General features: G+C 50.4%; 29 protein-coding genes and 1 pseudogene. 25 read left to right on the top strand and 5 right to left on the bottom strand.

Going from position 1 to position 26719, the window contains the following annotated elements; translation table 11 throughout:
* The first annotated feature begins 139 nt into the window (after positions 1-139).
* Positions 140-718, top strand: coding sequence for a glycerol-3-phosphate responsive antiterminator (locus tag BUC22_RS16815; protein ID WP_013380845.1), 579 nt, complete (start codon positions 140-142; stop codon positions 716-718).
* 43 nt (positions 719-761) lie between these two features.
* Entirely contained in the window at positions 762-1409 is a 648-nt protein-coding gene (locus tag BUC22_RS16820; protein ID WP_013380844.1) for an SGNH/GDSL hydrolase family protein, read from the top strand.
* Positions 1410-1457: 48 nt separating this feature from the next.
* Here the strand turns inward: BUC22_RS16820 and BUC22_RS16825 are convergent, their stop codons facing one another.
* The 5 genes from BUC22_RS16825 to BUC22_RS16845 form a co-directional block, all read right to left on the bottom strand.
* Positions 1458-1664 carry a hypothetical protein gene (locus BUC22_RS16825; protein WP_041689882.1) on the bottom strand — a complete coding sequence of 69 codons (207 nt, stop codon included), beginning with the start codon at positions 1662-1664 and terminating at the stop codon, positions 1458-1460.
* A 353-nt stretch (positions 1665-2017) separates the two neighbouring features.
* Complete coding sequence (locus BUC22_RS16830; protein ID WP_013380841.1) at positions 2018-3538, bottom strand: 4Fe-4S dicluster domain-containing protein; 1521 nt, start codon at positions 3536-3538, stop codon at positions 2018-2020.
* A gap of 23 nt (positions 3539-3561) precedes the next feature.
* On the bottom strand, positions 3562-3822 hold the full coding sequence (locus tag BUC22_RS16835; protein ID WP_013380840.1) for an NAD(P)H-dependent oxidoreductase subunit E: 261 nt from the start codon (positions 3820-3822) through the stop codon (positions 3562-3564).
* 105 nt (positions 3823-3927) lie between these two features.
* Entirely contained in the window at positions 3928-5286 is a 1359-nt protein-coding gene (locus BUC22_RS16840; RefSeq protein WP_013380839.1) for a PFL family protein, read from the bottom strand.
* 13 nt (positions 5287-5299) lie between these two features.
* Positions 5300-5569 carry an ACT domain-containing protein gene (locus BUC22_RS16845; RefSeq protein ID WP_013380838.1) on the bottom strand — a complete coding sequence of 90 codons (270 nt, stop codon included), beginning with the start codon at positions 5567-5569 and terminating at the stop codon, positions 5300-5302.
* A gap of 318 nt (positions 5570-5887) precedes the next feature.
* Here BUC22_RS16845 and mraZ point away from each other — a divergent pair, with 318 nt between their 5' ends.
* The 23 genes and pseudogenes from mraZ to mnmM all read left to right on the top strand — a co-directional run bounded on the left by mraZ (position 5888) and on the right by mnmM (position 26710).
* Positions 5888-6310 (top strand): division/cell wall cluster transcriptional repressor MraZ, encoded by a 423-nt coding sequence (mraZ, locus tag BUC22_RS16850; protein WP_013380837.1) that lies wholly within the window; start codon positions 5888-5890, stop codon positions 6308-6310.
* 17 nt (positions 6311-6327) lie between these two features.
* Positions 6328-7263, top strand: coding sequence for a 16S rRNA (cytosine(1402)-N(4))-methyltransferase RsmH (rsmH, locus tag BUC22_RS16855; RefSeq protein ID WP_013380836.1), 936 nt, complete (start codon positions 6328-6330; stop codon positions 7261-7263).
* Between the two features lie 19 nt (positions 7264-7282).
* Complete coding sequence (locus BUC22_RS16860; RefSeq protein WP_073383277.1) at positions 7283-7795, top strand: septum formation initiator family protein; 513 nt, start codon at positions 7283-7285, stop codon at positions 7793-7795.
* Positions 7796-7852: 57 nt separating this feature from the next.
* The gene (locus BUC22_RS16865; RefSeq protein ID WP_227162877.1) at positions 7853-10204 is read left to right on the top strand and encodes a penicillin-binding transpeptidase domain-containing protein; all 2352 of its coding nucleotides are present in this window, start codon (positions 7853-7855) and stop codon (positions 10202-10204) included.
* Between the two features lie 439 nt (positions 10205-10643).
* On the top strand, positions 10644-12005 hold the full coding sequence (locus BUC22_RS16870) for a UDP-N-acetylmuramoyl-tripeptide--D-alanyl-D-alanine ligase (protein WP_013380833.1): 1362 nt from the start codon (positions 10644-10646) through the stop codon (positions 12003-12005).
* Positions 12006-12027: 22 nt separating this feature from the next.
* Positions 12028-12993 carry a phospho-N-acetylmuramoyl-pentapeptide-transferase gene (gene mraY / locus BUC22_RS16875; RefSeq protein ID WP_013380832.1) on the top strand — a complete coding sequence of 322 codons (966 nt, stop codon included), beginning with the start codon at positions 12028-12030 and terminating at the stop codon, positions 12991-12993.
* 20 nt (positions 12994-13013) lie between these two features.
* Positions 13014-14390: a UDP-N-acetylmuramoyl-L-alanine--D-glutamate ligase gene (murD, locus tag BUC22_RS16880; protein WP_013380831.1), complete on the top strand. Its 1377-nt coding sequence runs from the start codon at positions 13014-13016 to the stop codon at positions 14388-14390.
* Positions 14390-15505, top strand: coding sequence for a putative lipid II flippase FtsW (gene ftsW, locus BUC22_RS16885; protein ID WP_013380830.1), 1116 nt, complete (start codon positions 14390-14392; stop codon positions 15503-15505). The genes murD and ftsW overlap by 1 nt, the downstream gene beginning before the upstream one ends.
* Positions 15502-16608 carry an undecaprenyldiphospho-muramoylpentapeptide beta-N-acetylglucosaminyltransferase gene (gene murG / locus BUC22_RS16890; RefSeq protein ID WP_013380829.1) on the top strand — a complete coding sequence of 369 codons (1107 nt, stop codon included), beginning with the start codon at positions 15502-15504 and terminating at the stop codon, positions 16606-16608. The genes ftsW and murG overlap by 4 nt, the downstream gene beginning before the upstream one ends.
* A 52-nt stretch (positions 16609-16660) precedes the next feature.
* Complete coding sequence (locus BUC22_RS16895; RefSeq protein ID WP_013380828.1) at positions 16661-17437, top strand: cell division protein FtsQ/DivIB; 777 nt, start codon at positions 16661-16663, stop codon at positions 17435-17437.
* A gap of 14 nt (positions 17438-17451) precedes the next feature.
* Positions 17452-18168, top strand: a complete 717-nt coding sequence (locus BUC22_RS16900; protein WP_013380827.1) for a DUF881 domain-containing protein — start codon at positions 17452-17454, stop codon at positions 18166-18168.
* Between the two features lie 9 nt (positions 18169-18177).
* On the top strand, positions 18178-18906 hold the full coding sequence (locus BUC22_RS16905; RefSeq protein ID WP_013380826.1) for a DUF881 domain-containing protein: 729 nt from the start codon (positions 18178-18180) through the stop codon (positions 18904-18906).
* A gap of 31 nt (positions 18907-18937) precedes the next feature.
* Positions 18938-19249: pseudogene (locus tag BUC22_RS22370) on the top strand (small basic family protein); the annotation flags it as partial.
* Positions 19250-19560: 311 nt separating this feature from the next.
* Positions 19561-20658, top strand: a complete 1098-nt coding sequence (gene ftsZ / locus BUC22_RS16915) for a cell division protein FtsZ (protein ID WP_013380824.1) — start codon at positions 19561-19563, stop codon at positions 20656-20658.
* Positions 20659-20667: 9 nt separating this feature from the next.
* Positions 20668-21123: a transcriptional regulator NrdR gene (gene nrdR / locus BUC22_RS16920; protein WP_038351403.1), complete on the top strand. Its 456-nt coding sequence runs from the start codon at positions 20668-20670 to the stop codon at positions 21121-21123.
* 16 nt (positions 21124-21139) lie between these two features.
* Positions 21140-21667 (top strand): NUDIX hydrolase, encoded by a 528-nt coding sequence (locus tag BUC22_RS16925; protein ID WP_070081243.1) that lies wholly within the window; start codon positions 21140-21142, stop codon positions 21665-21667.
* Positions 21668-21774: 107 nt separating this feature from the next.
* Positions 21775-23052 carry a diaminopimelate decarboxylase gene (gene lysA, locus BUC22_RS16930; protein ID WP_073383280.1) on the top strand — a complete coding sequence of 426 codons (1278 nt, stop codon included), beginning with the start codon at positions 21775-21777 and terminating at the stop codon, positions 23050-23052.
* A gap of 2 nt (positions 23053-23054) precedes the next feature.
* On the top strand, positions 23055-23690 hold the full coding sequence (locus BUC22_RS16935; protein WP_013380819.1) for a site-2 protease family protein: 636 nt from the start codon (positions 23055-23057) through the stop codon (positions 23688-23690).
* A gap of 1 nt (position 23691) precedes the next feature.
* Positions 23692-24423 (top strand): segregation and condensation protein A, encoded by a 732-nt coding sequence (locus BUC22_RS16940; RefSeq protein ID WP_013380818.1) that lies wholly within the window; start codon positions 23692-23694, stop codon positions 24421-24423.
* Positions 24424-25035, top strand: a complete 612-nt coding sequence (scpB, locus tag BUC22_RS16945) for an SMC-Scp complex subunit ScpB (protein WP_013380817.1) — start codon at positions 24424-24426, stop codon at positions 25033-25035.
* Complete coding sequence (locus BUC22_RS16950; protein WP_013380816.1) at positions 25032-25757, top strand: pseudouridine synthase; 726 nt, start codon at positions 25032-25034, stop codon at positions 25755-25757. Before scpB ends, BUC22_RS16950 begins: the two co-directional genes overlap by 4 nt.
* A complete protein-coding gene (locus BUC22_RS16955) occupies positions 25750-26145 on the top strand; it encodes a hypothetical protein (protein WP_013380815.1) in 396 nt (131 codons plus the stop codon). The genes BUC22_RS16950 and BUC22_RS16955 overlap by 8 nt, the downstream gene beginning before the upstream one ends.
* Positions 26099-26710: a tRNA 5-(aminomethyl)-2-thiouridylate-methyltransferase MnmM gene (mnmM, locus tag BUC22_RS16960; RefSeq protein WP_158308589.1), complete on the top strand. Its 612-nt coding sequence runs from the start codon at positions 26099-26101 to the stop codon at positions 26708-26710. Before BUC22_RS16955 ends, mnmM begins: the two co-directional genes overlap by 47 nt.
* The last annotated feature ends 9 nt before the right edge of the window (positions 26711-26719 follow it).

The following is a 26719-nucleotide window of genomic DNA, read 5'->3' on the forward strand; positions in this document are numbered from 1 at the left end:
TGTAAACAATTAATCATCAGTTTAAGGACTTGAGTCTAAGAGTTGTCCGTATTATACCTTGTTACACCGTGTAACGTCTGTTTGTTGTGCGATGAGGTATGATACGGATTTTTTATACCTAAAATTAGGAGGGATTGTTTTGGAAACGTCTAAACTGGAGCGGCTGCTCGCCGGCTCACGGATCATCCCGTCAGTCAATTCGGCCGAGGGCCTGAAATGTGTGCTCACAAAGACCAGCCTGCCCTGCGTCATGCTCAAGCTGGGGGATGTCAATACCCTGCCCAAAATTGTCAGGCTGATTCACCAGTATGGCCGCAAGGCAGTGGTGCACCAGGATTCCATCAAGGGGCTGGCCCGGGACCGCACCAGCATTGATTTTCTGTCAAAGCTGGGGGTGGATGCTGTCATCACCATGAAGCCCCAGTGTGTGCGGTGGATAAAGGAGGAAGAAATGCTCTCGATTCTGGGGCTGTTCCTCATTGATACCAACGCCATGGCCACAGGCGTCCAGAGCATTAATGAGAGCCGGCCCGACGCGGGGCTGGTCATGCCCATGACCATACCGGGCAGCATTTATGACGCCATCCTCCGCCAGATCCGGGTGCCGCTTCTGGCAGGCGGGCTGGGCATGGAGGAGGAGCTGGTGACAGCAGCTCTTGATAACGGCGCCCTGGCGGCGGCTGTCACCAAGCCGGCGCTGTGGCAGACCATTGGTTAATGAGCCTTCTGGGCTTAAAATATATTTTAGTGGAGGTAATCGAATGAAAAAAACTGTTTTGATTTTTGGGGATTCAAACACCTGGGGCTGGAAGCCCTCAAACGACATGATCAAGCCGCTGGAACGCTGGGATGACGATGTGCGCTGGCCAGGCGTGCTGCAGGCCGGCCTGGGGGACGGGTACAAGGTTATCGCCGATGGGCTCAACGGCCGCACCACGGTCTGGAACGACCCCATCGAGGAATACCGCTGCGGCAAGGACCAGATCATTCCAACCATGGATGCCCAGGCGCCCTTTGACATGATCATCATCTTTGTGGGCACCAATGACCTTAAGGTGCGCTACACCGTATCCCCGCAGGATATCGCCAACGGCGTGGGTATTCTGGTGGATAAGGCCCTGCATCAGGTCGGAGACTATACCGGCGAGCCCAAGGTGCTGCTGGTAGGCCCGCCGCCGCTGGGGCCAATCGCAGACGGCGTGTTCAAGTACATGTTTGCAGGGAACGAAGAAAAATCCAAGGATGTTGCCCAGTTCTATAAGGGCGTGGCCGAAGCCTACGGGGTCGAGTTCTTTGACGCTGGAACCGTTGTCAAGAGCAGCGACGAGGATGGGCTCCACCTTCAGGCAGACCAGCACGAGCTGCTTGGTAAAGCCATGGTAAAGGAAGTTAAACGCATTATCGGATAGTGAAAATAAAAAGCGGACAGGCCAGAGGGCCTGCCCGCTTTTGTGCTTTTACCGGGTCATATCATCAATGGATGGGTGGCTCGTGTGCTCACGGCTGTTGTGCTCACTGATGTTTACCGCCGCTTCTGAATTCAGGTCAATTTCTTCTGAAATCACATCCTCCACGTCCAGCTCTTTGGGACGCTCGGTTTTATCCTTGCGGTGCAGCTTGTTTTTTATCTTATCAAATTCGCCTGCAATGGTGTGTTTGGTCATTTTGTTTTCCTCCTCATAATAAACAGCATAAATGCCTTTCTGCTTCATTTATACCCAGGGTGGGGAGGGAGTATCAAAAAAGATGACCGCCCGTTTTGGACGGTCATCTTTTTGGTTATACGTGATCACTTCACAGCTTGCGCCACCCGTAAGTGCGCAGCTTTCGGATAAAGCTGTCGATATGGGAAGCGGCAAAACAGCCCGCGATGCCGGCAAAAATTAGTATTAAGAGTAAAATGATATCTGCCATAGTTTCCACCTTCTTTAAGCACAGCATATCACGTTGCGCGTGAAGGTGGTGTTAAGGCTTGGCGGATCGTATAAATATTTTATAAAGACGCGCTCTGGGGCCTTTATTTTTTGTCGTCCATCAGATTGAGCTCAGACATATAGGCGCTCTTGGTCGCCAGTTTTTCATCGGCTTCCTTCTGGAACTTGGTAACCGCTGTGACGGCTTTCTTAATCGGCATGAGCGTGCCGGCGCCGCCAATACAGCCGCCCGGACAGGCCATGCCCTCTAGCAGGTAGCCGTCACGTTTGCCGGCCTGGGCCAGCTTCAGCATTTTCTGGCATTCCTTCAGGCCCTCGGCGCGGTCGATCTTGACATCCACGTCCGGGTAGAGGTCATGGACTGCGTTGCAGATGGCGTCTGCCACACCACCGGCCACAGAGTAGCCGCGGCCAGCCGCGGTTGCGTCGTCCAGCCTGCCGTCATCCTCAAGGTCGCCGAACTCAATGCCCTTGGCCACGAACATACCCATGAGCTCCTCAAAGGTAATGACAAAGTCCACGTCGCTGCGGACACTCTTTCTGGAGGCCTCCAGCTTTTTAGCTGCGCAGGGGCCGATAAAGACAATCCGGGATTTGGGGTGTTCTTTTTTGATAATGCGGGCAGTGGCGACCATTGGGGTCAGCTCACCGGAAATGCAGTGGGCAATCTCCGGAAATTTGGTCTTGGCCATGACAGACCAGGACGGGCAGCAGGAGGTGCCGATAAAGGGATCGTCCCCCTTAACGACTTTGTTGACATAGTGGTGGGCCTCCTCAACAGCGCCCAGGTCAGCGCCCAGGGCCACCTCGACCACATCGGCAAAGCCCAGCGCCTTAATGGCTTCTTTGATCTTTTCTGGCGTTGCCAGAGGGCCAAACTGGCCTACAAAGGCCGGGGCGATCTCAGCGATGACCTCATCGCCCTCCTTGATGGCGTGGATCAGCTGAAAAATCTGGGTTTTATCTGCGATGGCGCCAAAGGGGCAGTTGACCAGGCACATGCCGCAGGAAACACACTTGTCATAATTGATCTTGGCGCGTCCCAGCTCGTCGCTCTCAATGGCGTCGACGCCGCAGGCCGCCGCGCAGGGCCGGTCATATTTTACGATGGCCTCGTAAGGGCAGGCCTCGCGGCAGCGCCCGCACCGCACGCATTTTTCCTTGTCAATATGGGATTTGCCATCCTTCATGTAGACGGCGTTTACCGGACAGACTGATACGCAGGGGTGTGCCAGACAGCCCCGGCAGTTGTCCGTCACCATAAAGGCTTTAGGCTCACAGGCGTCACAGGCAAAAGGAATAACATTGACCAGAGGTGGATCATAGACCTTTTCTGCGATGGCGCTTTCCTCCACATCTCTGGAGATGGGGGAGGGCTGATCGACCGGGTATAAGGGCAGGCCAATGGCGAGACGCAGGCGCTCACCGATAATGGCTCTTTCCTTAAAGACACTGTCGCGGTAGTTTGCGACCTCGCCCGGTATAATTTCAAAAGGGATTTCTTCCACTCTACTGGCGTAATCGCCGCCCTCATAGGCCATCTTGGCGATGGCGGCAAAAACCTGACGGCGGATTTTGGTCACAGGTGTGTAGATTCCTCTCATTTACAAATTCACTTCCTTCTTGATTATTTTGTCATTTCAAGAATTTGTGCCATAACAGTTTCCGTATTTGCCTTTTCGATCACAACATTTCCGACAGAAACAATAGGGGATTTCATTCCATGCTTTGCCTCGCCGATACATTTAACCGTTTCGATATAAATACCGCGTGAGAGCTCAAGGACATCCTTAACATCGTTCAGGCTTTCGATGGATTCGATGATGTCCATAGCGCCTTTCATCACACATTCTGTACAGACACAAACTGCTACTTTTAAATCTTCCATGTTTTCTCCCCCTGTTTGCTGGCCGCTGGAAAATGACGAAGGGCGTTGCGCCCTGTGTTTCGTCATTTATCATGGGCCAGCCGTTAAATTTAAGTTCGATTTTTATTAATTTTTAAAGCTGTGGATCGGAGCGGGAATTTTGCCGCCGCGGTTCACAAAGACAGAACAGTCATTGGGATTGACTGCCATGATGGGCGCGGTACCCAGCAGCCCGCCAAAGGAGGCAGACTCGCCAAGGCCCTTGCCGTATACCGGGATCAGGCGGACAGCGGTGGTTTTGGCGTTGATCATGCCAATGGCCGCTTCGTCAGCAATGATGCCGGAGATGGTCGCGGCAGGGGTATCGCCAGGAATGGCGATCATGTCAAGCCCGACTGAGCAGACACAGGTCATGGCTTCCAGCTTGTCAAGGGACAGCGCGCCCATGGAGGCCGCCTCAATCATGCCCTCGTCCTCACTGACAGGAATAAAAGCGCCGCTCAGGCCGCCAACAGAGGTGGAGGCCATGATGCCGCCCTTTTTAACCGCGTCGTTGAGCATGGCCAGCGCCGCGGTGGTTCCGTGGGCGCCGCAGTGTTCCAGTCCCATCTCCTCAAGAATGCGGGCAACCGAGTCGCCGATTTCGGGCGTTGGGGCCAGAGAGAGGTCCAGGATGCCAAAGGGGACGCCCAGGCGCTCTGCCACCGTGGTGCCCACAAGCTGGCCGGCGCGGGTGATCTTGAAGGCGGTTTTTTTAATGATCTCAGCCATCTCGTCAAAGCTGGCGTTCTGGTGTTTTTCAAGGGCTTTCTTGACAACGCCTGGTCCGCTGACACCCACGTGCAGCACGGTGTCCGGCTGGCCGATGCCGTGGTAGGCGCCTGCCATGAAGGGGTTGTCCTCGACCGCGTTGCAGAAGACCACCAGCTTGGCGCAGCCAATGGAGTCCTCATCGCGTGTGAGGTAAGCGGTCTGTTTGACAATCTCGCCCATCATTTTAACCGCATCCATGTTGATCCCTGTTTTGGTCGAGCCAAGGTTGACAGAGGAGCAGACACGTTCGGTGCAGGCCAGCGCTTCGGGAATGGAGTTGATCAGGTTGAGATCGCCCCGTGTAAAGCCCTTGGGCACCAGCGCAGAGAACCCGCCGATAAAGTTGACGCCGATTTCGTGGGCAGCTTTATCTAAGGTTTCGGCGTAGGCCACATAGTCGGTGTCGCTGCTGGCCCCCGCGATCAGCGAAATGGGCGTCACAGAGACACGTTTATTGACGATTGGAATGCCAAACTCGGTTTCGATGCGTTCGCCCTGGGATACCAGGTGCTCAGCCATTCGGGTGATTTTGTCGTAAATTTTGCGGCGGGCTTTTTCGCCGTCGGCGTCGATGCAGTCCATCAGAGAGATCCCCATGGTAATGGTTCGGATATCCAGATTTTCCTTCTCGATCATGCGGACGGTTTCGAGCACATCTTTAAACATTGCCATTGTGCCTCACCTCTTAAATGGAATGCATGGCATTAAAAATGTCTTCATGCTGAATGCGGATCGACATGCCGATGGTCTTGCTGAGCGCTTCCAGCTCTTCCTTAAGCTGCGCGAAATCGCAGGTCATCTTGGTGACATCCACCAGCATGATCATGGTGAAAAAGTCTTGCATAACCGTTTGGCTGATGTCCTCAATGTTGGCGTTGCTCTCTGCCAGAATTTTGGACACATTGTAAATAATTCCTGTGCGGTCCTTACCAATGACCGTAACTACTGCTCTCATTTATACACGTACTCCTTATCATTTAATGACGTTGAAAAATATGGGTGCTGACAAATTTTTAAATTTGTCAGCAGCATCAATCCCTACTATATTAAACTAAAAAAGCGCGCAGAACAAGGGGTAATGTGGGTTGAAACGGACTTCAGCTTAAGGAATACCCAAAAATCATTAAAATAAAGAGCAAAAGTAAATATTTAATTTTTTAAGATTGATGGTAATAACTTGTCCCTGGGTGGTGCATTGTGGTATAATGTGGGGAGAATTGGTGTAATGACCCAATAAAGTGGGGGATTTGTGGAAGAAAGGGTGGCGTTTGGCATGTTCTTTGGTGAATACGAGCATAATATTGACGACAAGGGCCGTCTGATCATCCCGTCCAAATTCAGGGAAGCGCTTGGCAAGGACTTTGTCATCACCAAGGGGCTTGACTGCTGCCTTTTTGTCTTTTCGACAGAAGAGTGGGAGATCTTTGTGAACAAGCTCAGGACCCTGCCCATCTCCGACAAGGATGCCCGGGATTTTACGCGTTTCTTTTTCAGCGGCGCCTCCGAGTGCGCGCTGGACAAGCAGGGGCGTATCTCCATTCCCGCGCCTCTCAGAAAGCATGCCCGGCTGGAAAAGGAAACCAAGATCATCGGCGTTTCCAACCGGCTTGAAATCTGGAACACAGAAAATTGGGACAACTACAACAATATGGACGTCAGCGATATTGCCGATAAAATGGCAGAGCTGGGAATCTAGCAGAAAGGAGGGAACCTTTGGAATTTTCACACACAACCGTGCTTTTGCACGAAACCGTTGACGGGCTGATGATCAGGCCGGACGGTACCTATGTCGACGGTACCCTGGGCGGCGGCGGCCATTCAGAGCTGATCTGCAAACGCCTGAGCGCAGACGGAACCCTGATCGGTATCGACCAGGACGATTTTGCTCTGGACTACGCGGGCAGACGTCTCGCGCCTTACGCGTGCCGCAAACAGCTTGTCAAAAATAATTTTGTTCATCTGAAAGAGGTGCTCGGGGAAGCCGGTGTCTCGCAGATCGACGGCATCATTTATGACCTGGGGGTTTCCTCCTTTCAGTTTGATGATGAAACCCGGGGCTTTTCCTACCACCATGACGGCCCACTGGACATGCGTATGGACAGCGGGGCAGAGCTGTCGGCCTATGAGGTCGTCAACGCTTATCCGCCGGAGCGCCTGAAAAAGGTGCTGCAGGTCTATGGGGAGGAGCGCTTTGCCGGCCGTATTGTAAACGCCATTATAAAGGAAAGAGAAACGAAGCCCATTGAGACCACTCTGGAGCTCAGCGAGCTCATCAAGGCCGCCTACCCGGCCAAAGAGCGCTTCAAAGAAAAGCATCCGGCGCGCAAAAGCTTCCAGGCCATCCGCCTGGAGGTCAACCATGAGCTGGACATTTTAGAGGATGCCTTTTCAGCGGGGATCGAAGCACTGAAGCCCGGAGGGCGTATGTGCATCATTACCTTCCATTCCCTTGAGGATCGGATCGTCAAGCATTTTTTTAAGGACAAGCAGAACCCCTGCACCTGTCCGCCGGAGTTCCCCGCCTGCGTGTGCGGGAAAAAGCCGGAAGTCAGGATTATTACGCGCAAGCCGGTGCTTCCCGCGCCGGAAGAGATCGAGGCCAACAGAAGGTCCAGAAGCGCTAAATTAAGAATTGCAGAAAAGCTATAGAACAAGGAGCAAAATCAAAATGGAGAACATGCAGAACAGTTGGGTTATTTCTGATACCATGAATTTGGATGCTGCTTCAGCCAGTGAAAGCCTGGGACGGACCAGCACCCGCAAAAAGTCATATAAAAAAGCTAAAAATAATGTAAAAGCCGCAAAAGCAGGCAATCGAAAACGCCGCGGCCGCGCCAAATCCAAGGAGCTTACCGGCTTATCTTACCTTATGATTGCAGCCGTGCTTATTTTTGTGGTCTGCATCGGCCTTTTGTTCCAGCAGTCCATGATTTCAGAGCTGAACGAGGAAGTGCGCACCATGCAGGCAGAACTTGAGGACAAGCAGGCAGTCAACGACAGTAAAAACGGGCAGATCATGGCCAGCACCGACGATCTGAGCGGTATTGAGGCCACAGCCAGAGGCTATGGCATGACCACGCCCACTGCCAGCCAGTATGTCTATGAAACCACCATGGAAAATACACAGAGAGCGTCAGCGGACACCCAGAGCGACAGTTGGCTCCGTTCGATTTTTAAATAATCGAGGGTGACAATGAGAGCGCGTAAGAAAAAAAAGAAAAATTTAAAGCAGTCCCGTATGTATTATGCAATTGTTATTTTAGCAGTTGCATTTTTAATACTTGTAATAAAACTGATGTATCTCCAGATTATCGACTCCACCGACCAGTACTCGCGTCAGGTGGACCAGCTGGTGGAGGAGGTGCCGTTAAAAGCCTCGAGGGGGAATATCTACGACCGCAATATGCGCATCCTGGTACAGGACTCCTCAGCCGCCGCCATCCACGTCATCCCGCTGGAGGTCAAGGAGCCCGAAAAGCTGGCAAAGGGGCTCAGTGAGAAGCTGAACCTTGATTACCAGGAGGTTCTGGACAAGGTCAACAAGACTGAGGATGACAAGGTTGAGGTGAAAAACGGGGTTAAAAAGGGTGACGGCGAGAAGGTCGTCGCTGGAATCCCTGAGGGTGTCAGCTTTTTGGATGGCACCGTCTACGCGGTGCCCGATGAGATCAAGGATCCCGATTCAGCCGCCCAGGTATTGGTGAGTGTGCTGGGCATGGATTATGACGACGCCCATGAAGTGCTGACCCGAAAGGAAAACAGCGCAGTGCTCATTGAGGGCAAGGTCGATAACGCCCTGGCCCGAGAGATTAAAGAGGACCAGGCCATTAAAAATGAAAAAGGCGAGACAAAAAGCTATAACGGCATTGAGCTCATTGAGGATAAACGCCGCTATTACACCAACGGCAATTTTGCCTCCTATGTTTTAGGGTTCACCGGGCAGGACCATACCGGCCTTACCGGTGTCGAATCCTCCTACAATGACCAGCTGAAGGGTGACGACGGCATCATCTATTTCCAGAAGGATGCCCAGGGCAACCAGATCCCTTCGCAGACAAAGATCATCAAGGAGCCGACCCAGGGGAAGGATCTGACACTGACCATCGACAGCAACATTCAGATGCTGGCCGAGAGAGGGCTTAAATCCGCTGTTGAGGAATGGAAAGCCAAAAGCGGCACGGCCATTGTCATGGATACCAAAACCGGTGAGATCATCGCCATGGCCACCCAGCCGGATTACAATCTCAACGACCCTTATGCCATCAGCGATTACTACAGCTCAAAGCACGCGGGCGACCTTAAGGACAAATCCAAGGCCGACCAGCTCAGTGAAATGTGGAAAAACCCGGCGGTCAGCTTCATCTACGAGCCTGGTTCTACCTTTAAAGCTGTAACAGCGTCCAGCGCTCTTGAGGAAGGCGTGGTGACACCGGACACCAAGGTGTACTGCAGCGGCTCCATCAATATTAACGGCGTAACCGTCAACTGCACCGGCTCCCACGGCACACAGACCGTTTCAGAAGCCATTGCAAACTCCTGTAACCCAGGGCTGGTCCAGATCATTCAGAAGCTGGACCCGGCGTTGTTCTATCAGTATGTTTATAACTATGGCTTTGGCAAGCAGACAGGCATTGAGCTTCCAGGGGAGGAAGCCGGGATCATCAACCGTCCCTTTGACGGAAACGGCGAGATCAACCTTCTGGATTACGCCACCTTCTCCTTTGGCCAGGGCCTTGCCACCACACCCATTCAGCTGCTCTCAGCGCTGAACTGTGTTGTCAACAACGGCTATTATATGAACCCGACCATCATTGGAAAGGGGAGCAGCCAGCAGGAATATGTCAACAACCAGCTGAACGGCCCCAAACAGATCATTTCCTCCGACACCTCGGCGGAGATGCGCAATATCATGAAAAATGTTGTCGCTGAAAACTCGACCCTTGCCAGCCTGGCAGAGGGCTACAGCATTGGCGGCAAGACCGGTACAGCCGAAAAATTTGTGGACGGCGCTTACAACAGCACCTACTACGTCACCTCCTTTTTCTGTTACGCGCCGGTCGAGGACCCTCGCTACTCCATTCTTCTGGTGCTCGACGAGCCTGACCCCAGCGCCTTTGGGGGAACCAGTGCCGCGCCGACTGCCATCAATCTGATGAAGCAGGTTCTGGACTACATGGGCGGCCAGACCGACAGCGACACCCAGATCCAGCAGAACGCCATTACTGTGCCGGACCTGGTCGGCCAGGAAAAGGATTTTGCTGTTAAGATTCTGGAGGAAAAGGGCATCAAGTATAAGCTGGATGTAAAAGGCGATGGCGATACCGTCATTTCCCAGAGCTTCCCGGCCCAGAGTGTCTATGACCCCAATACAGAGCTGGTCCTGGAGATTGGCTCCCAGAGCAGTGAAAATGGCAATAAAGTAACAGTTCCGGACCTTAATGGCATGTCCATTCAGTCCGTCAACGAGATTGTCACCGGTCTTGGCCTCAACCTCAAGGTTACCGGCTCCGGTTTTGCCGCCGAGCAGTCTGTGGCGGCGGGAACCGCCGTGGATAAGGGCAGTGAGATCAGCGTGACTTTTAAACCTTAAAGCATAAAGTAAAGGCAGCGACGACCGTACGAAACGTACGGTCAACGGTGTAGCGCGGGACAAGCAATAGATTTTTTTAGGATGCCGCAAATCCCAGCACTCTTATCTCACAGCTTCGACAGCTTTGCCAAAAATATACCAATTTGTTTCTCAATGAAACTGTAGGCGCAGTTCGGTAAAGTACCCTGATTGCGCCATATACCATAATATCCATTGGAGGTTCACAGCTGCTCACCGGCGACCGCCCGTTTCGTACGGTCGTGACGCTTAAGCTTAAAATCATCATTGAAGAAGCAGGATTTTCTTGCTTCTTTTTGTCAATTTGTAAATAAAATATAAAATTGTTGGAACCTTGCCTGTGGTTTTGCTATAATAAGAAAGTATGTAAAAATTTCAGTTTGTCTTTGACAAAACAACAGGAGAAAGAAGATACTTAAATATGGAAAAAATTTCACTTGAACAACTGGTGAAAATCACAGAAGGCCGGCTCATCCAGACAGGAACAACCGACTGGATCAGCGGCGCGGCCATCGATAGCCGTAAAATCGAAGAAAATGATCTTTTTATCCCCATTAAGGGTGAAAAGGCAGATGGACACTGTTTCATCAAAATCGCAGCTGAAAAAGGCTGTTCAACAAGCTTTACAGAGACAGAAGCTCTGGATTTTCCAGAGGGGATCAGCGTCGTTCTGGTCGAATCTTGCCTGGAAGCCATGAAGGCCCTGGCGAAGTACAACCGGGAGCGCTATGATATACCGGTCATCGCCGTTACCGGCAGCAGCGGAAAGACCACAACCAAGGACCTCATCGCTTCAGTGTTGTCCCAGAAATACAAGACCCTGAAAACCCAGGGGAATTTCAATAATGAATACGGCATCCCCCAGACACTCTTTAACTTACAGCCAGAGCACGAAATCGCCGTGATCGAGATGGGCATGGACCATCTCGATGATATCCGTAAATCCATCGGTGAGGTCAGACCCCATATCAGCGTCATTACCAATATCGGCACAGCCCATATCGAAATCCTGAAAACCCAGGACAACATCCTGGCCGCCAAAAAAGAGATCTTCGAGACCATGGGTCCCGGCGACATTGCGCTGCTCAACGGGGATGATGTGTATTTAAATAAGATCAAAGAGGATGAAGAACCCTTCTCGGTTGTCCGGGTGGGGATTAAAGGTGAGGATCTGTCACTTAAGGCAGAACAGGTCGATTCCTCCGCTCAGGGCATCCGCTTTGTAGCAGATGGCGAACACTTCCACTTCGCTTATCCTGGCATTCACAATGTTTACAACTGCCTGACCGCCATCTGGCTCGGCAGATATTATCAGATGACCCATGAAGAGATTCAGCGCGGGCTCGACGCCTTTAAACCAAGCGGCAACCGCATGGATATCGTCAGGGTAAGAGAGGCCACGGTCATTAACGATTCCTATAACGCCAACCCCGACGCCATGAAGGCAGCTCTCGATATGCTGTGGGATATGGGGAAAAGCTGCCGCAGGCTCGCGGTGCTCGGCGATATGCTGGAAATGGGCGAGATGGCTGAAAGCGGGCACCTCGAGATCGGTGCTTACGCGGCAGAGAAGGCCGATGTGCTCATTGCGGTGGGACCGGAATCAAAAGCCTACATCAAGGGGGCAGGCGCCAGCCTGGCAGATGAACGATGCTTCTGGACTGCCGACGCAGAGGGCGCTGGAAAGCTGCTGAGAAAGCTTATGGCGCCGGGAGACGTGATTCTCATCAAGGCCTCCAGGGGCGTGCATCTGGAAAAAACACTAAAAATGATTCAGGAGTAAAGGAAGAGGAAACAAGGAAAAGATGGATACTTTAAAAATTTCAATTGTCAGTTTATTAGTCGCATTTATCATTGTCTGGCTCGCCATGCCGAGAGTCCTGCCGATTCTGCACCGGCTGCACTTCGGACAGGCCATCCGCGAGGAAGGCCCGCAGAGCCATATGAAAAAATCCGGCACCCCCACCATGGGCGGCCTTGTCATCCAGGGCGCTGTCCTCATCGCTGTTGTGATCATCAGTTTATTTACTAAAAAATGGGACTTTTTCCCATTGATCGTGATGGTGGCCTTTGGTGCCATTGGCTTTATTGATGATTTTATCAAGGTTTCAAAGAAGCACAACCTGGGGCTGCGTGCCTGGCAGAAGCTGGTGCTCCAGTTTGTGGCGGCCCTGGCCGTTGCCCTTTACGCGGCATGGACACCCGCCATCGGCACAGAGCTAGTCATTCCGTTTATGGGTACCACCGTTGATTTCGGTATCTGGTATGTTCCTTTTACCTTTTTCGCTGTCGTGGCAGTGACCAACGCCGTCAACCTGACCGACGGCCTTGACGGCCTCGCTTCCGGCGTTACAGCCATTGTGTGTCTTTTCTTCCTGGCCATGTCTGTGGCCCTGAATCAGGTCAGCACCGCTGTTTTCAGCGGGGCAGTGATTGGCGCGTGCCTTGGCTTCCTGCGCTATAACTCAAACCCGGCCGAGATTTTTATGGGCGATACAGGCTCCATGGCTCTGGGCGGCGCGGTCATTGTGATGGCCATCATTACACGGATGCAGATATTTGTGCTGATCGCAGGTCTGCTTTATGTGATTGAGGCCCTGTCGGTGGTTATTCAGGTGGGCTATTTCAAGCTGACTCACGGCAAGCGCTTCTTTAAAATGGCGCCGATCCACCATCACTTTGAGCTGAAGGGCTGGAGTGAGACCCGGGTCGTCACCGTTTTCTGGATCGTTACGGCAGTCTTTGTGGCACTGGCATTTTTATGTTTATAATTTAGGAGGCGTAAGTACAATTGAGTGAGAAGATTTTAGTGATAGGGGCTGCCCGCAGCGGTGTGGCGGTTTCAAAGCTTTTAATGGATTGCGGCAAGAGCGTAATACTGACCGATAATCGTCCTGAGGACGTGGTTCTGGCAGAGTTTCCCCAGGTGCGGGAGACCTTGGCAGAGCTTGAGGAAAAGGGCATCAAAACCATTTTTGGCAGACAGATCGATACCAGGGTTATCAATGAGATTGACCGTGTGGTCACAAGCCCGGGCGTGCCGTTAACCATTCCAATCATTGCCGAGGCATACCGCTGCGGCGTTCCTGTTATCGGCGAAGCTGAGCTGGCGTACTGTATGACAAAGGCCCCCTTTGTAGCCATCACCGGCACCAATGGCAAAACCACCACCACCACACTCACGGGTGAGATCTTTAAAAACAGCGGCCGGAAAACCTACACGGTGGGCAACATCGGAGACCCCATCAGCAACTATGTGATGGAAGCAGCGCCCGAGGATGTTTTTGTGGCAGAGATCAGCGCGTTTCAGCTTGAGACCATCAATAAATTCCGGCCAGTCGCTTCGGCCATTTTAAACCTGTCGCCAGACCATATGGACCGGTATGGCACCATGGAAAATTACATTGCCGCCAAGGCCCGCATTTTTGAAAACCAGCGCGGCGAGGACTTTCTGGTGCTCAACGCCGATGACGAGCAGGTCTGTGAGCTGGGCCGCCAGGCACAGTGCCGGAAGTACTATTTCAGCCTGGATAAAAAGGTGGCACAGGGCGCCTATGCCATGGACGGCGGTATTTTTATCAATGACAATGAATCGGTCATTCCCATCTGCCGCATCGAGGAAATGGGCATAAAGGGCCCTCACAACGTACAGAACGCTCTTGCGGCCACAGTGCTTGCTTATTTTATGGGCGTGGACGTGGTCAGCATCGCAGAGACGCTGAAGTCCTTTGGCGGGGTCGAACACCGGCAGGAATTTGTGGCGACCATCGGTGGCGTGGATTATATCAACGATTCCAAGGGCACCAATACCAACGCGGCCATCGTGGCACTGAACGCCATGACCAAACCGGTCATCCTCATCGCCGGGGGCTACGATAAAAAGGAAGATTACAGCGAATTTATCGAAGTGGTCTGTAAAAAGGTGAAACGCATGGTGCTAGTCGGAGCGACCGCGCCGCAGATCGAGGCGGCAGCCGAGAGCCAGGGCTATTACAGCACCGTGCGTGTGGGCGATTATGACGAGGCGGTCAAGGTCGCCTCGGAGTGTGCCGCTCCCGGCGATGTGGTGCTGCTGTCACCGGCCTGTGCCAGCTGGGATATGTTTGACAATTTTGAAATCAGAGGACAGGTCTTTAAGGATTTAGTGAAGCGAATCGGGAGTAACTGATGAAAAAAGGAAAAGTAGACAGGCCGTTTGTCATCGCTCTGTTGATTTTGGTAGGCTTTGGCCTCCTGATGGTCTTTAGCGCCAGCATGTATTCTTCAACAGTCGACGGCAGCAAGGGCTACTCGCTCTTTCTCAAGCAATTTGGGTTTGTGGCGCTGGGGCTCGTTGTAATGGGCTTTATGAGTAATATCGATTATCGCAAATACAATCATAAGAAAATCAGCATGATTTTGCTGGGCGTGACGGTCTTTCTGCTGCTCCTTGTATTGATACCGGGCATCGGGGTAGAGGTCAATGATGCCAGGCGGTGGCTGAATGTCGGCATCGGCCAGTTCCAGCCCTCAGAGCTCGCAAAGGTCACAGGCATTCTCTACCTTTCCTCACTGCTCGCGCGGGAGCCGGAGGTACTGAATGGGAGCACCTGGGAATTTACAAAGCAGTGTATGGCGCCGATTTTCCTGATCTGCGGCATCACCGCCATTGAGCCCTCGCTGAGCGCGGCCATGGCCATTGGCTTCGGCATGGTGGCAGTGCTCTATTTTGCAGGGGTGCGCTTTAAACGCTTTGCGCCTTACGCGGCAGTCGGCGTGGCAGGCGTCGTTGTGCTGATGATCATCGAGCCCTGGCGCCTGGAACGCTTTAATGTATTCTTGGGCCGCGGGAGCGTTGACTATCAGATCACCCAGTCACTCTTAGCCATTGGGACTGGCGGCATTTTTGGACAGGGGCTGGGCAATGGCAAGCAGAAATTTCTGTTCCTGCCAGAGCTCCAGAATGACTTTATTTTCGCCAATATCGGCGAGGAGTTCGGCCTTATCGGCTGTGTCTTTGTTCTGGGTCTTTTCGCCTTTATTATCTGGCGGGGCTTCAAAATTGCCAACACGTCGCCGGACCGGTTCGGTTACCTTTACACCAGCAGCGTCATGCTGCTGCTGGGCTTTCAGGTGTTTGTAAACGTGGGGGTCGCCACCTCGGTCATCCCGGTTACCGGGATGGCGCTGCCCTTTGTCAGCGCTGGCGGTACCTCGATGGTGGTGCTCTTTGCCATGCTGGGGCCCATACTCAATATTTCAAGGCAGGCGGACCTGCGTAAAAGGAAAGGGAGAAGAAAATGAAAATATTAGTAGCGGCCGGCGGCACCGGAGGCCATATCTATCCGGGCCTGGCCATTGCGGATAAACTAAAAGAGCGCCTGCCCGGTGCCGAGATCCTTTTTATTGGCTCCCAGGTGGGCATGGAAAAAAACATTGTGCCCAAGGAGGGCTATCCTATTGAGTACATCCGCGTCCGCGGTTTTGAACGTGAGCTGTCGCTGGAAACGCTGGCGGCGGTCAAGGGGATCTTTGACGGCATCTCAGATTCAAAAAAGGTTTTGAAAAGGCATCAGCCGGACCTGGTGGTAGGGACCGGCGGCTTCACCTGCGGCCCGCTGCTTCTCGAGGCAGCCAAGCGGGGCATTCCCACCATGATCCACGAGCAGAACGCCTACCCGGGCAAGACCAACCGGATGCTGGGGAAAAGGGTGGACCGTGTGGCCATCAGCTTTAAAGAGGCCGCCGAGTATTTTCCGGAGGACAAGACCTTTCTGGCAGGCAACCCGGTGCGCGACGTGTTTAAACAGACAGACCGCAATGCCCTCAGAGATAAGCTTGGCCTGAAGGAGAACCAGCGTCTGGTCGTCATCATGGGCGGCAGCCAGGGGGCAGGGAGCATCAACAATGCGGCCGCTTCGTTTATCGCCCGGAATGCAGATAACCCGGAGATGGTTGTCTATCACCTGACCGGGAGAGGACAGTACGATAAAGTCCTAGAAAAATTAAAGGAAAATGGTGTAAAATTAGATGATTGCCGTAATATAAACGTATTAGCCTACAGCAATGATGTCCACACCCTTATCGGCGCTGGAGATTTAGTTGTCAGCCGTTCTGGGGCCATGTCGGTGGCTGAGATTGCCGCGGTGGGCATTCCATCCATTTTGGTGCCCTACCCAATGGCAGCCGGAAACCATCAGGAATTCAATGCCCGTGTTATTACCGATAACGGCGGCGGTATCCTGATCCATGACGCCGAGCTGACCCCGGACCTGCTGGCCGAAACCATTCCGGCCCTGCTCCGGGATGAAAAGGGGCTTGAGAAAATGCGGAGGGCCACAAAAGAACGGGCAATACTGGACGCAGGTGACCGGATTTGTGCAGAAGCTTTGAAGCTGATCAAATAAATTGAACAAAAACAAATAAAAAGGGTGACAAAAACCGGTAAATGGTGATAAAATGGATGAAAAGCTGCAAAGACGTAAAAAATTAAAAAAAAATAAAAGGAAAAGACTGCTAAAATATGTTACACTATTAGTGGTTGCTGTTTCTATTTTATTTGTCTTTATTTTTGTCATGGCAAGCGCCATTTCCGCCGGTGTGTTTAACATCAAGCATATTGAAGTAATTGGGAATGAAGTTGTCGATAGCGAAACAATTGTAGAAACTTCAGGAATCAATGAAGGTGAGAGCATTTTTTGGGTAGATTTAAATAAGGCTCATTATAATATTGAGGAACTCATAAATGTTGAAAAGCTGGAGATTACAAAAGTCATGCCGGACAAAATCGTGATCAGGGTAAAGGAAGCACCGGCAATCTGCGCGGTTAACTATGACGGCAAGATCAATTATATCAACCGTGAGGGGCTTCTGGTTGAGCGCAGCGAGTACCTGCGAAAAACGGATATCCCCATTGTTACGGGCTTCACGGATATTACCATTGATAAAATCGGGCATCCGGTCACCTTCAATCCGGACTGGAAGTTTGACACAGTCATGGAGATTCTGAAGACCTTTCAGAATGACGGAAACCTTGCGAAGATTTCGGAAGTGGGTATTACGGAAAATAATACTTATCGGATCATTACAAAAAATAATGTGGTTATGACCGTGTCGGATCTGGATAACTTTAAAGGCTCTTATGATTATATCAATACGGTTTTTGCCGAGAACAAGAGCAATCTGGACATCAATCTGACCACTGGCGGTAACAAACCGATTCTGAAACCAAGATAAACTGAGGTGAAGGCTTGAAGCGAAAAGGCAGTTTGGCGATTGCGCTAATATGTATTTTTGTGGGTGTTTTGATTATCCTTCAGATGAAAACAGTCGACCAGTTGGGCGGGACGGTTGATTCCGAGCGCGCCGGCGACCTGGCTGCTGAGGTAAAAGCCCTTGAAAACAAAAATGACGAGCTGAACAACCAGCTCGAGGATCTCGAAAAACAGCTGGCAAACTATGAATCGGATGCCGCTGGAACCGATGATGTCATAAAGAAAAAACAGAAGGAAATGGAAAAGGAACGCGTGCTTGCAGGTGTGACGGATGTGACGGGCTCAGGCCTGGTCATCACCATTGATACCGACAGCACAGATTACGACGCTTCCCTCTATTCCAAAAGCTCCGATCTGCTGCTCTCACTGGTAAACGAGCTGAACGCAGCAGGTGCCGAAGCCATTTCCATCAATGGCGAGCGTTTGATTAATACTTCGGAGATCCGCCAGGCGGGCTCCTATATTAATATTAACCGTAACAAATACGGTGCACCCTTTGAGGTGAAAGTCATTGGCAATCCTCAGGATCTGTCCGCTGCCATCAAAATGCGGGCTGGTGTTGTGGATGTCATGCAGTCCAATAAGCTGAAGGTTTCTATTTCACAGGAAGACAATGTTCTGGTAAAGGCCTACAGCGGTGTGATTGACTTTAAGTATGCCAAGCCGGCCTCAGGCAGTGGGGCCAGTGAATAGCGGTGGGCTATGAAGAATATAAGTGAAAAAGCCATGAACCGGATACTGGTTTTGGTCTTTCTGGTGGTTGGCATCGGAATGGCTCTGATCGTTAAGGAGATTGGCTCAAAAGACATTCCGGCCCAGCGTACCTTTGTCAACGCGAAAACCCTGTACAATCAGGAGCTTGAGGAGGATAACCTCAAGGTCAAAAATGAGGAGCTTGGCAAAAAAATAGCAGCTGAGCAAAAAAGACTCGACACCTACGAGGAGGCCCGGAGGGCCATCGAGGATGAAGGGTCAGTGGTCGATACTGTCGGCCAATATCTGGATGCAGAGCTCGAAAACTATAAAATGGCAGACGGTTCTGTACCGATCCAGGGACCTGGCATTGTCATCACGCTGGAAGACAGCGACAAAGCCATCGAACCTGGAGAAAATCCCAATAAATACCTGGTGCATAACTCAGATGTACTGGCAGTCATCAACGAACTGAAGGCAGCCGGCGCAGAGGGAATCCAGCTCAATAAAATGCGCGTGACAAGCAGCAGCAATATCGACTGCGGCGGCGCGGTCATAAATGTGGATGATGAGATTTCCTCACCTCCATTTGTGATTGAAGCCATTGGAGACCCTGAATCTATGTATATTTACTTAAATTCTGATGAAAGTGTTATTCAACTGTTGAAATATTGGGAAATAAAGGTTAATATAGAAAAGTCAGAATATTTACTACTCAACAAAAGTAATAAACTGTAATTTGATTTTTTGCAGAGAAACGGGGACAACGATGCTATATCCATTAATAGGGCTGCTTGCAGGGCTTTTAATCGGTGTTGTTTTGCCTTTTGAAATACCGCTGGCATATTCATCCTATCTCTCAATCGCGATACTCGCTTCGCTGAATTCAGTATTTGGCGGCATTCAGGCAGACCTGGAAGGAAAATTTGACCAGAAACTGTTTATCACCGGTTTTTTTGGCAACACCATTTTAGCGGCGCTGCTGACCTATATCGGTGACAGGGTAGGAATTCCAATTTATTACGCAGCAATCTTTTATTTTGGAACCAGCCTGTTTTCAAATTTTGCGAAGATCCGGCGTTATTATTTCCGGTCTGGCAGCAAAGAATCAGATCCTAAAGCGATTTCAAAGGAGCAGAAGCATGGTCATTCAACCGGCCATAAGGCTGAGCCTATAGAAATAATACATTCCACGACCGATGATTTGGACGAGACAGAGGACTATGAGGAAGAAGACTACGATGCCGTCGAGCTTGACGAGAACGGCTACCGCGGAGACGCTTCCGACGAGGATGAAGTCTTTGAAGATGATGAAGAACTGGATGAAGAACAAAAAAATGATGATAAAAAACAAACTAAGAGTTTCTTACGTGAAATAGAGGAGGAAGAAAAGTGATTGAATTAGATGGCTACAATGATAATTTTGCGAGAATTCGTGTAATTGGTGTTGGCGGCGGCGGGAACAATGCCGTTAACCGCATGATCGAATCCGGTCTGAAGGGTGTTGACTTCATATCCATCAATACTGATAATCAGGCATTAGCCCTGACCCTGGCTGAAAAACGCCTTCAGATTGGTGAAAAGACCACCGGCGGTCTTGGTGCAGGCGGTAACCCGGAAATGGGTCAGAAGTCTGCGGAAGAAAGCCGTGATGCCATTGCAGATTTAATTCAGGAAACAGATCTGTTATTTATCACTGCTGGTATGGGCGGCGGAACAGGTTCCGGTGCTGCGCCGATCATTGCAAAAATTGCCCGTGAAATGGGAATCCTGACCATTGGTGTTGTCACCAAGCCATTCTCTTTTGAAGGCCGGGTCCGTATGCGCAACGCTCAGATTGCCAGTGATTTCCTTCAGGACAATGTCGATGCGCTGGTGACCATTCCAAATGACCGCCTGTTAAGAATGGCGGATAAGACCACTTCTTTAAGAGACGCTTTCAAACTGGCAGATGATGTTTTATTACAGGGTGTTAAGAGTATTTCTGACCTGATCTCTATGCCGGGTCTCGTAAGCCTTGACTTTGCCGATGTTAAGACCATCATGAAGGATGCCGGTCTGGCGCACATGGGCGTTGGCCGTGCCTCCGGTGAAAACCGTGCCGAAGAAGCAGCAAAAGAAGCAATCTTAAGCCCGCTTCTGGAAACCGAAATCGACGGTGCTACCGGCGTGCTCTTAAATATTACTGCAGGCGAAGACCTGTCACTCTTTGAAGTGGACAGAGCCGCTACCATTGCGAGAGAAGCTTCTGACGAAGACGCCAACGTTATCTTTGGTGCGACCATTGATGAAAGCTTTGGCGACGAAATCCAGATTACGGTTATCGCCACTGGTTTTTTACCGGCAGAAGAAGTGGAAGCTAAAAAAGCTGCTATTCTGAACAGTGCAAATGCTGCTGCTGCTGCAAATACAACTGCTAAGCCTGAAACCAAAACAACCAGCGGTGCTGGCGAATTTGCGATTCCTGGATTTTTAAGCAACGAAGACTAAGGTGTCTGAATGAAGTGTCCCTTTTGTGATTATGACGAAAGCAAAGTAGTTGATTCACGACCTGTTGAAGAAGGCACTATGATTCGTAGAAGAAGGGAATGCATCCGATGCGCCAAAAGGTTTACAACCTATGAGCGGATTGAAAACATTCCCTTGATCGTTGTTAAAAAGGGCGGCCAGCGTGTCCCCTTTGATAAAAATAAAATTTTGAACGGGATGATCAAAGCCTGTGAAAAACGTCCGGTCCCCATCGACAACATCCAGCGTGTTGTTGACTTGATGGAGAAGGAACTTTATCAGGTTGAAGATAAAGAGGTGGAATCATCCTATATTGGAGAGCGCGTCATGGATGCGCTTAAGGATATCGATCAGGTGGCCTACGTTCGTTTTGCATCAGTTTATCGTGAGTTTAAGGATGTCGAGTCCTTTATGGATGAACTGAACCGCCTAATGTCTGAACGCTGAAGGCGTGGAGTAGTGAATGAAATTTTTTGAAAAAACCATTGCGTCCAAAGAGATTTATAATGGACGTATCTTAAATTTAAAGGTCGACGAAGTCGAGCTTCCGGATGGAGGGACCTCTTTCCGGGAACTGGTAGACCACAAACAGGGTGTCGGTATTCTGCCTGTCAGAGGCAACCGGATTATTTTCGTGCGCCAGTTTAGAAAGGCCATCGAAAAAGTGATCCTGGAGATACCGGCAGGTCTGGTTGAAGTGGGTGAAGATCCAAAAGAGGCAGCAGTGCGGGAGCTGCAGGAGGAAATTGGCCTGAAGCCCCTGGATTTGCACTTTTTAGGAGAAATGTGGCCCTCGCCGGGATTTACCAATGAAGTGACCACTTTATTTATGGCGTCTCAATTTGTTATTGAGCCGAGAAAACAGGATGATGATGAATTCATCGAAATTGTCGAAATGCCTATACGGACAGTCCGGGCGCTTTACCTTAAGGGGAAGTTTTCAGACGCAAAGACTGCCTGTGTTTTAGGTCGCTTTTTTTCTCTTATGTAAATAAAATCATCGAGGTGGTCTTTTATCATCTGTGTCGCACACAGGATAACAGATCACTTTTCTTATTATTTGTAACAAATAAATTAAAGCTTTTAAGGAGAAACTGAATGACAGAAAATTTTGTATTTTCCGGTCATGACACAGTAGCGTTAGCGCAGAAATACGGCACGCCGCTTTATGTTATGAGCGAAGATATTTTAAGAGCCAACATCAACCGTATTAAGGACGCCTTTGAATCAGCAGGCGCGGTCTACGATGTGAACTATGCCGGTAAAACCTTTTTAAATATGGGAATGTGCCGGATTATTGAAAGTGAGGGCATCTCTCTGGATGTGGCCTCAGGCGGAGAACTCTATACGGCTGTGAAAAGTGGTTTTAATCCTGCCCGTATCTGCTTTCATGGCAGCAATAAAAACCAGGCCGAGCTGGAAATGGCGCTTGGCTACAAGGTAGGCCGTATCGTCATCGACAGTGAATGGGAGCTGGAGCGGCTGCAGCTTTTGACTGAGGAGCTTGAGCAGCCTGTCAAGGTGCTGTTTCGGGTGTCTCCCGGAATCGAAGCCCATACCCATGAGCTCATACAGACTGGGAAGCTTGACTCCAAATTTGGCCTGCCATTGAGCCAGGCCCGTGAGATTATCGGCCGCACAAAAGAAATGAACTATGTGGAGACTGTCGGCATTCACTGCCACATCGGCTCTCAGATTGCAGATGAAAAGCCTTTCTTACTGGCTTCGGAAGTCATGCTCGATCTTTATAAGGCATTGCTCTCCGATGGCCTTAATCTGACTGAGATTAATCTGGGCGGCGGCTTTGGTATTCCTTACTTGAAGGAAGATCCCAGTTTTGATGTTACCAGCTATATTCCTAAAATGGTCGACCATATGCGTGAGATGGCTGAGCAGAGAGAGGTTCCGATGCCTAAAATCGTGGTAGAGCCTGGCCGTTCAGTGGCTGCTCCGGCGGGCATTACCTTATATACAGTGGGGACCGTCAAAGAAATCCCGGGACTCAAAAAGTACGTGAGTGTTGACGGGGGTATGGCAGATAATCCACGTCCGGCGCTTTACGGTGCGGACTATGATGCTGTGATCTGTAATAAGCCACAGGATGAAGCATTGATGGAAGAGGTAACAGTCAGCGGTAAAGCGTGTGAGACAGATACTTTAATTAAATCCATTAAGCTGCCGTCTCCCCAGTCAGGCGATACGCTGGCAGTGCTTCATACAGGTGCCTATAATTATTCGATGGCCAGCAACTATAATCGCTTTAGAAGGCCGGCTGTTATCCTTTTGAAGGGCGATCAGTCAGCAGTCCTGGTTGAACGTGAAAGCTTTGAGGATCTGGTCAAAAATGACAGGATTCCCTCCTGGCTAGAGGACTGATTATGTTTAGTGCGAGCTATTTTATCAACCTGCTGCTGAGCCTGCCCGGCATCTTAGTCGCCATTTCTTTTCACGAAATGGCTCACGGCTATGCGGCGGACGCCATGGGCGATCCAACCCCGAAGCTGGCGGGACGCCTGACGGTTAATCCCCTTAAGCACATTGACCCCATCGGTTTTATCAGTATGTTGCTTTTTCGTTTTGGCTGGGCAAAGCCTGTGCCGGTTAATCCGAATAATTTTAAAAACCATCGGAAGGGAATCATTGTTGTCAGTCTGGCGGGCTGCTTCACAAACCTTTTGTTAGGGTTTATTTCGCTCATTGCGATCTACGCAGTTTCGCCTTTTGCCAACGTGTATCTGCTGCAGATTCTGCAGTATCTGTACCTGTATAACCTGATGTTTGCAGTCTTTAACCTCATTCCCATTCCACCCCTCGACGGGTCGCAGATTTTGGCTGAGTTTTTGCCTTATAACGCAAAACAGAAGTTCTACCAGTTTTCACGTTATGGGATGATCATTCTGCTGCTGCTGGTTGTATTTAATGTGTTTGGTCTGATTATTACACCCATCATCAACGGGATCGATGGGTTGTTCAGAATGATATTAAACCCACTTTTTTTAATGCTTTGGTCATAAAATGAATAGTTATGAAGTCAGTTTAGAGAAATTTGAAGGTCCTCTGGACCTTCTCATTCATTTAATTCAAAAAAACAAAATTGATATTTACGATATTCCCATCGCAGAAATCACAAACCAGTATCTGGCCCATATTGAGAAATGGCGTGAACTGGATATGGAGGTTGCCAGCGAGTTTGTGGTCATGGCTTCCAAGCTTTTGGAGATTAAATCCAGAATGCTTCTGCCAAGAGCAAAGGACGAGGAAGAGGACGAAGAAGACCTGAAAGAGAAGCTGGTACGGCAGCTTATAGAGTATAAAATCTTTAAAAATATCAGCACTTATCTGGAAGAACGGGAGTGCGCGGAGCTTCATGCCGTCTATAAGGATCCGGAATATATCCCAGTTATGACCCAGGACGCCGAGGTTGAGATCAACCCTGAGGATATTTTTAAAGCATACTCCAACATATTTTCCCTATACAACGATGAGATTGAGTTCAAAGATTTTTCTCAGGAGATTGTAAGGGAAGTTTTTACTGTAGAGGAAAAAATTGAGTACATCGAGCACCAGTTTGAGCTCAATCGCTCTGGAGAACTCCATTTTTCAGAGCTGTTCAGAAAAAAAGTCAGCCGGGGAGAAGTTGTTGTCACCTTTCTGGCGCTTTTGGAGATGTATAAAATTAATAACATACGGCTTTTTCAGAACCGTGTATTTCAGGAAATTATCATCAGACAGAGGACAGAGGAATAAATGCAGGAACTTTCAAAGAGTAATAAAAAGCGTCTAAAGGGAATCATCGAAGGCATCCTTTTTGCCGCCGGTGAGCCCGTCGCGCTGCGTGAGCTTGAAAAGGCGATGGAGCTGGACGGGAACACCATTCAGGCCCTTATGTCAGAACTGGAAAAGGACTATGGCAGTGTGGAACGAGGGCTTCGCCTAGTGCAGGTCAATCACACATGGCAACTGTCCACAAAGCCTGAACATTACGATTTTATCCGTCAGGTACTGGGGCAGCAGGAGGCCACAGGGCTGTCCAAGGCGGCTCTTGAGACGCTTTCGATCATTGCCTACCGCCAGCCGATTACCCGGATCGATATTGATAATCTGAGAGGGGTCAGCTCCAACAGTTCTGTTCAGCGGCTCCTTGACCGGGGGCTGATCAAGGAGGCTGGCAGGATGGAAGCGCCGGGCCGGCCGATTCTCTATAAAACAACCCCCGCCTTTTTAAAGACCGTTCATTTGAAGCATATCGAGGATTTGCCGGCTTTTGAGCAGTTTGCTGAGGGAGAACAGCAGAAAATCGATATCTCCGCTTCTATGGCGGAAAATATGGAAATAAACACAGTTGAGGAATTGAATTGAGATTACAGAAATATATGGCCCAGTGTGGCGTTGCTTCAAGACGTAAATCCGAAGAGATGATTGCCGCAGGCAGGGTATGTGTCAACGGTGAGGCAGTGCTGACACCAGGGCTTCAGGTAGACCCGGAAGCCGACACGGTTACAGTGGATGGCAAAACCATCGCGGAGGATAAAAAAATTTATGTGCTGCTGAACAAGCCAAAAGGTGTGGTTTCTACCTCGGCAGACCGCCACGCCGACCAGACCGTGATGGATCGGCTGCCCATTAAGGAGCGGCTGTTTACTGTGGGGCGGCTGGATAAGGATACGGAGGGGCTGCTGATTTTAACCAATGACGGAGACCTTACCTTCAGGCTGACACACCCCAGCCATGAGTTTAACAAAATTTATGAAGGGCTGGTAAAGGGGATCCCCAGTGCCGGGGAGCTGAGGCTTTTTGCTGAAGGTGTCCAGATCGAGGATGATGACCATACGCTGCATACCACTGCGCCCGCTTCTGTGCAGGTGTTAAAGACTTACAGAAGCACAGCCCTGCTTGAAATGACGATTCATGAGGGGAGGAAGCGCCAGATTCGTAAAATGTGCGCGGCAATCGGCCATCCCGTCATTCACCTTAAGCGGACAGCCATTGGCAGTATTACCTTAAAAGGGTTAAAAGCGGGTGAATGGCGTTATCTTACTGAGGAAGAAATACGTTATCTGAGGGGAGAAAAAGATGATTAAAATTGTGATTCCTAAAAGTTTTGAGGTGGTCGCCCCTTATTTTAAGGAGCCCGAACACAGACGGAGCCTTTATATGACAGCCATGGATGACGAAGCGCTTCTTGCTGTTGCCCGTTTTATGGCAAAAGGTGAAACAGCAGAGATCTATGATATTTTAAATATTAAGCCGGAGGTGCCAATGGCGGTGCTGGACGGTTTGATCCGCACCACGCTGTTTCAGGCGGCTGAGCTTGGGTGTGAAGCCTGCAGGGTCTACAATGTGCCGAAGACACTGAAGGCGTATTTTGAAGGCCATCAATTTAAGGACTGCGGTGAGTACATCGGCCATGACGCTTATGTCGATGAATTTTTTAAGCCGTGTCCGGGGTGTGCCGGTGCCGTCGATTAGTGAATTCAGAAGAGTGACCCTGCTGGCAGGAGCCCTGATGGCCGAGCACTTACGCGTGGGAGACTCCGCTGTCGACGCGACCGCCGGGACAGGTGCAGATACCTGTCTGCTGGCCCGGAGTGTGGGAGCGTGCGGAAAGGTCTACTCTTTTGACGTCCAGAAAGAAGCCCTGAAAGAAACCGAGCAGCGCCTGTCGGCCGAGGGCTTAAGAGACCGGGTCCTTCTTTTTCACAAGGGGCACGAAACAATGGGCAGTATACCAGAGCTTCGTCAGGACTCTAAGATAATGGGTATTATGTTTAATTTAGGGTATTTGCCTCATGGAGACAAAGAAATCGTTACAAAGACAGATACCACACTGGCAGCACTTGAAAGCAGTGTAACCCTGCTGGCGCCAAAGGGGCTGATGACGCTTTGCCTGTACCGGCATCTAGCCGGACTGGAGGAGAGCATGGCCGTTGAAAAATGGTGCGCGCAGCTTGGAGCAGGGTTTAATGTGCACAAGCTTGAGACAATCAATAAAAATAATCCGCCCTATTTAATTTTGGCGGAAAAGACAAAATGAGGCAGATAA

This window comes from Eubacterium callanderi, assembly GCF_900142645.1.
In the GTDB taxonomy this organism is placed as follows: domain Bacteria; phylum Bacillota; class Clostridia; order Eubacteriales; family Eubacteriaceae; genus Eubacterium; species Eubacterium callanderi.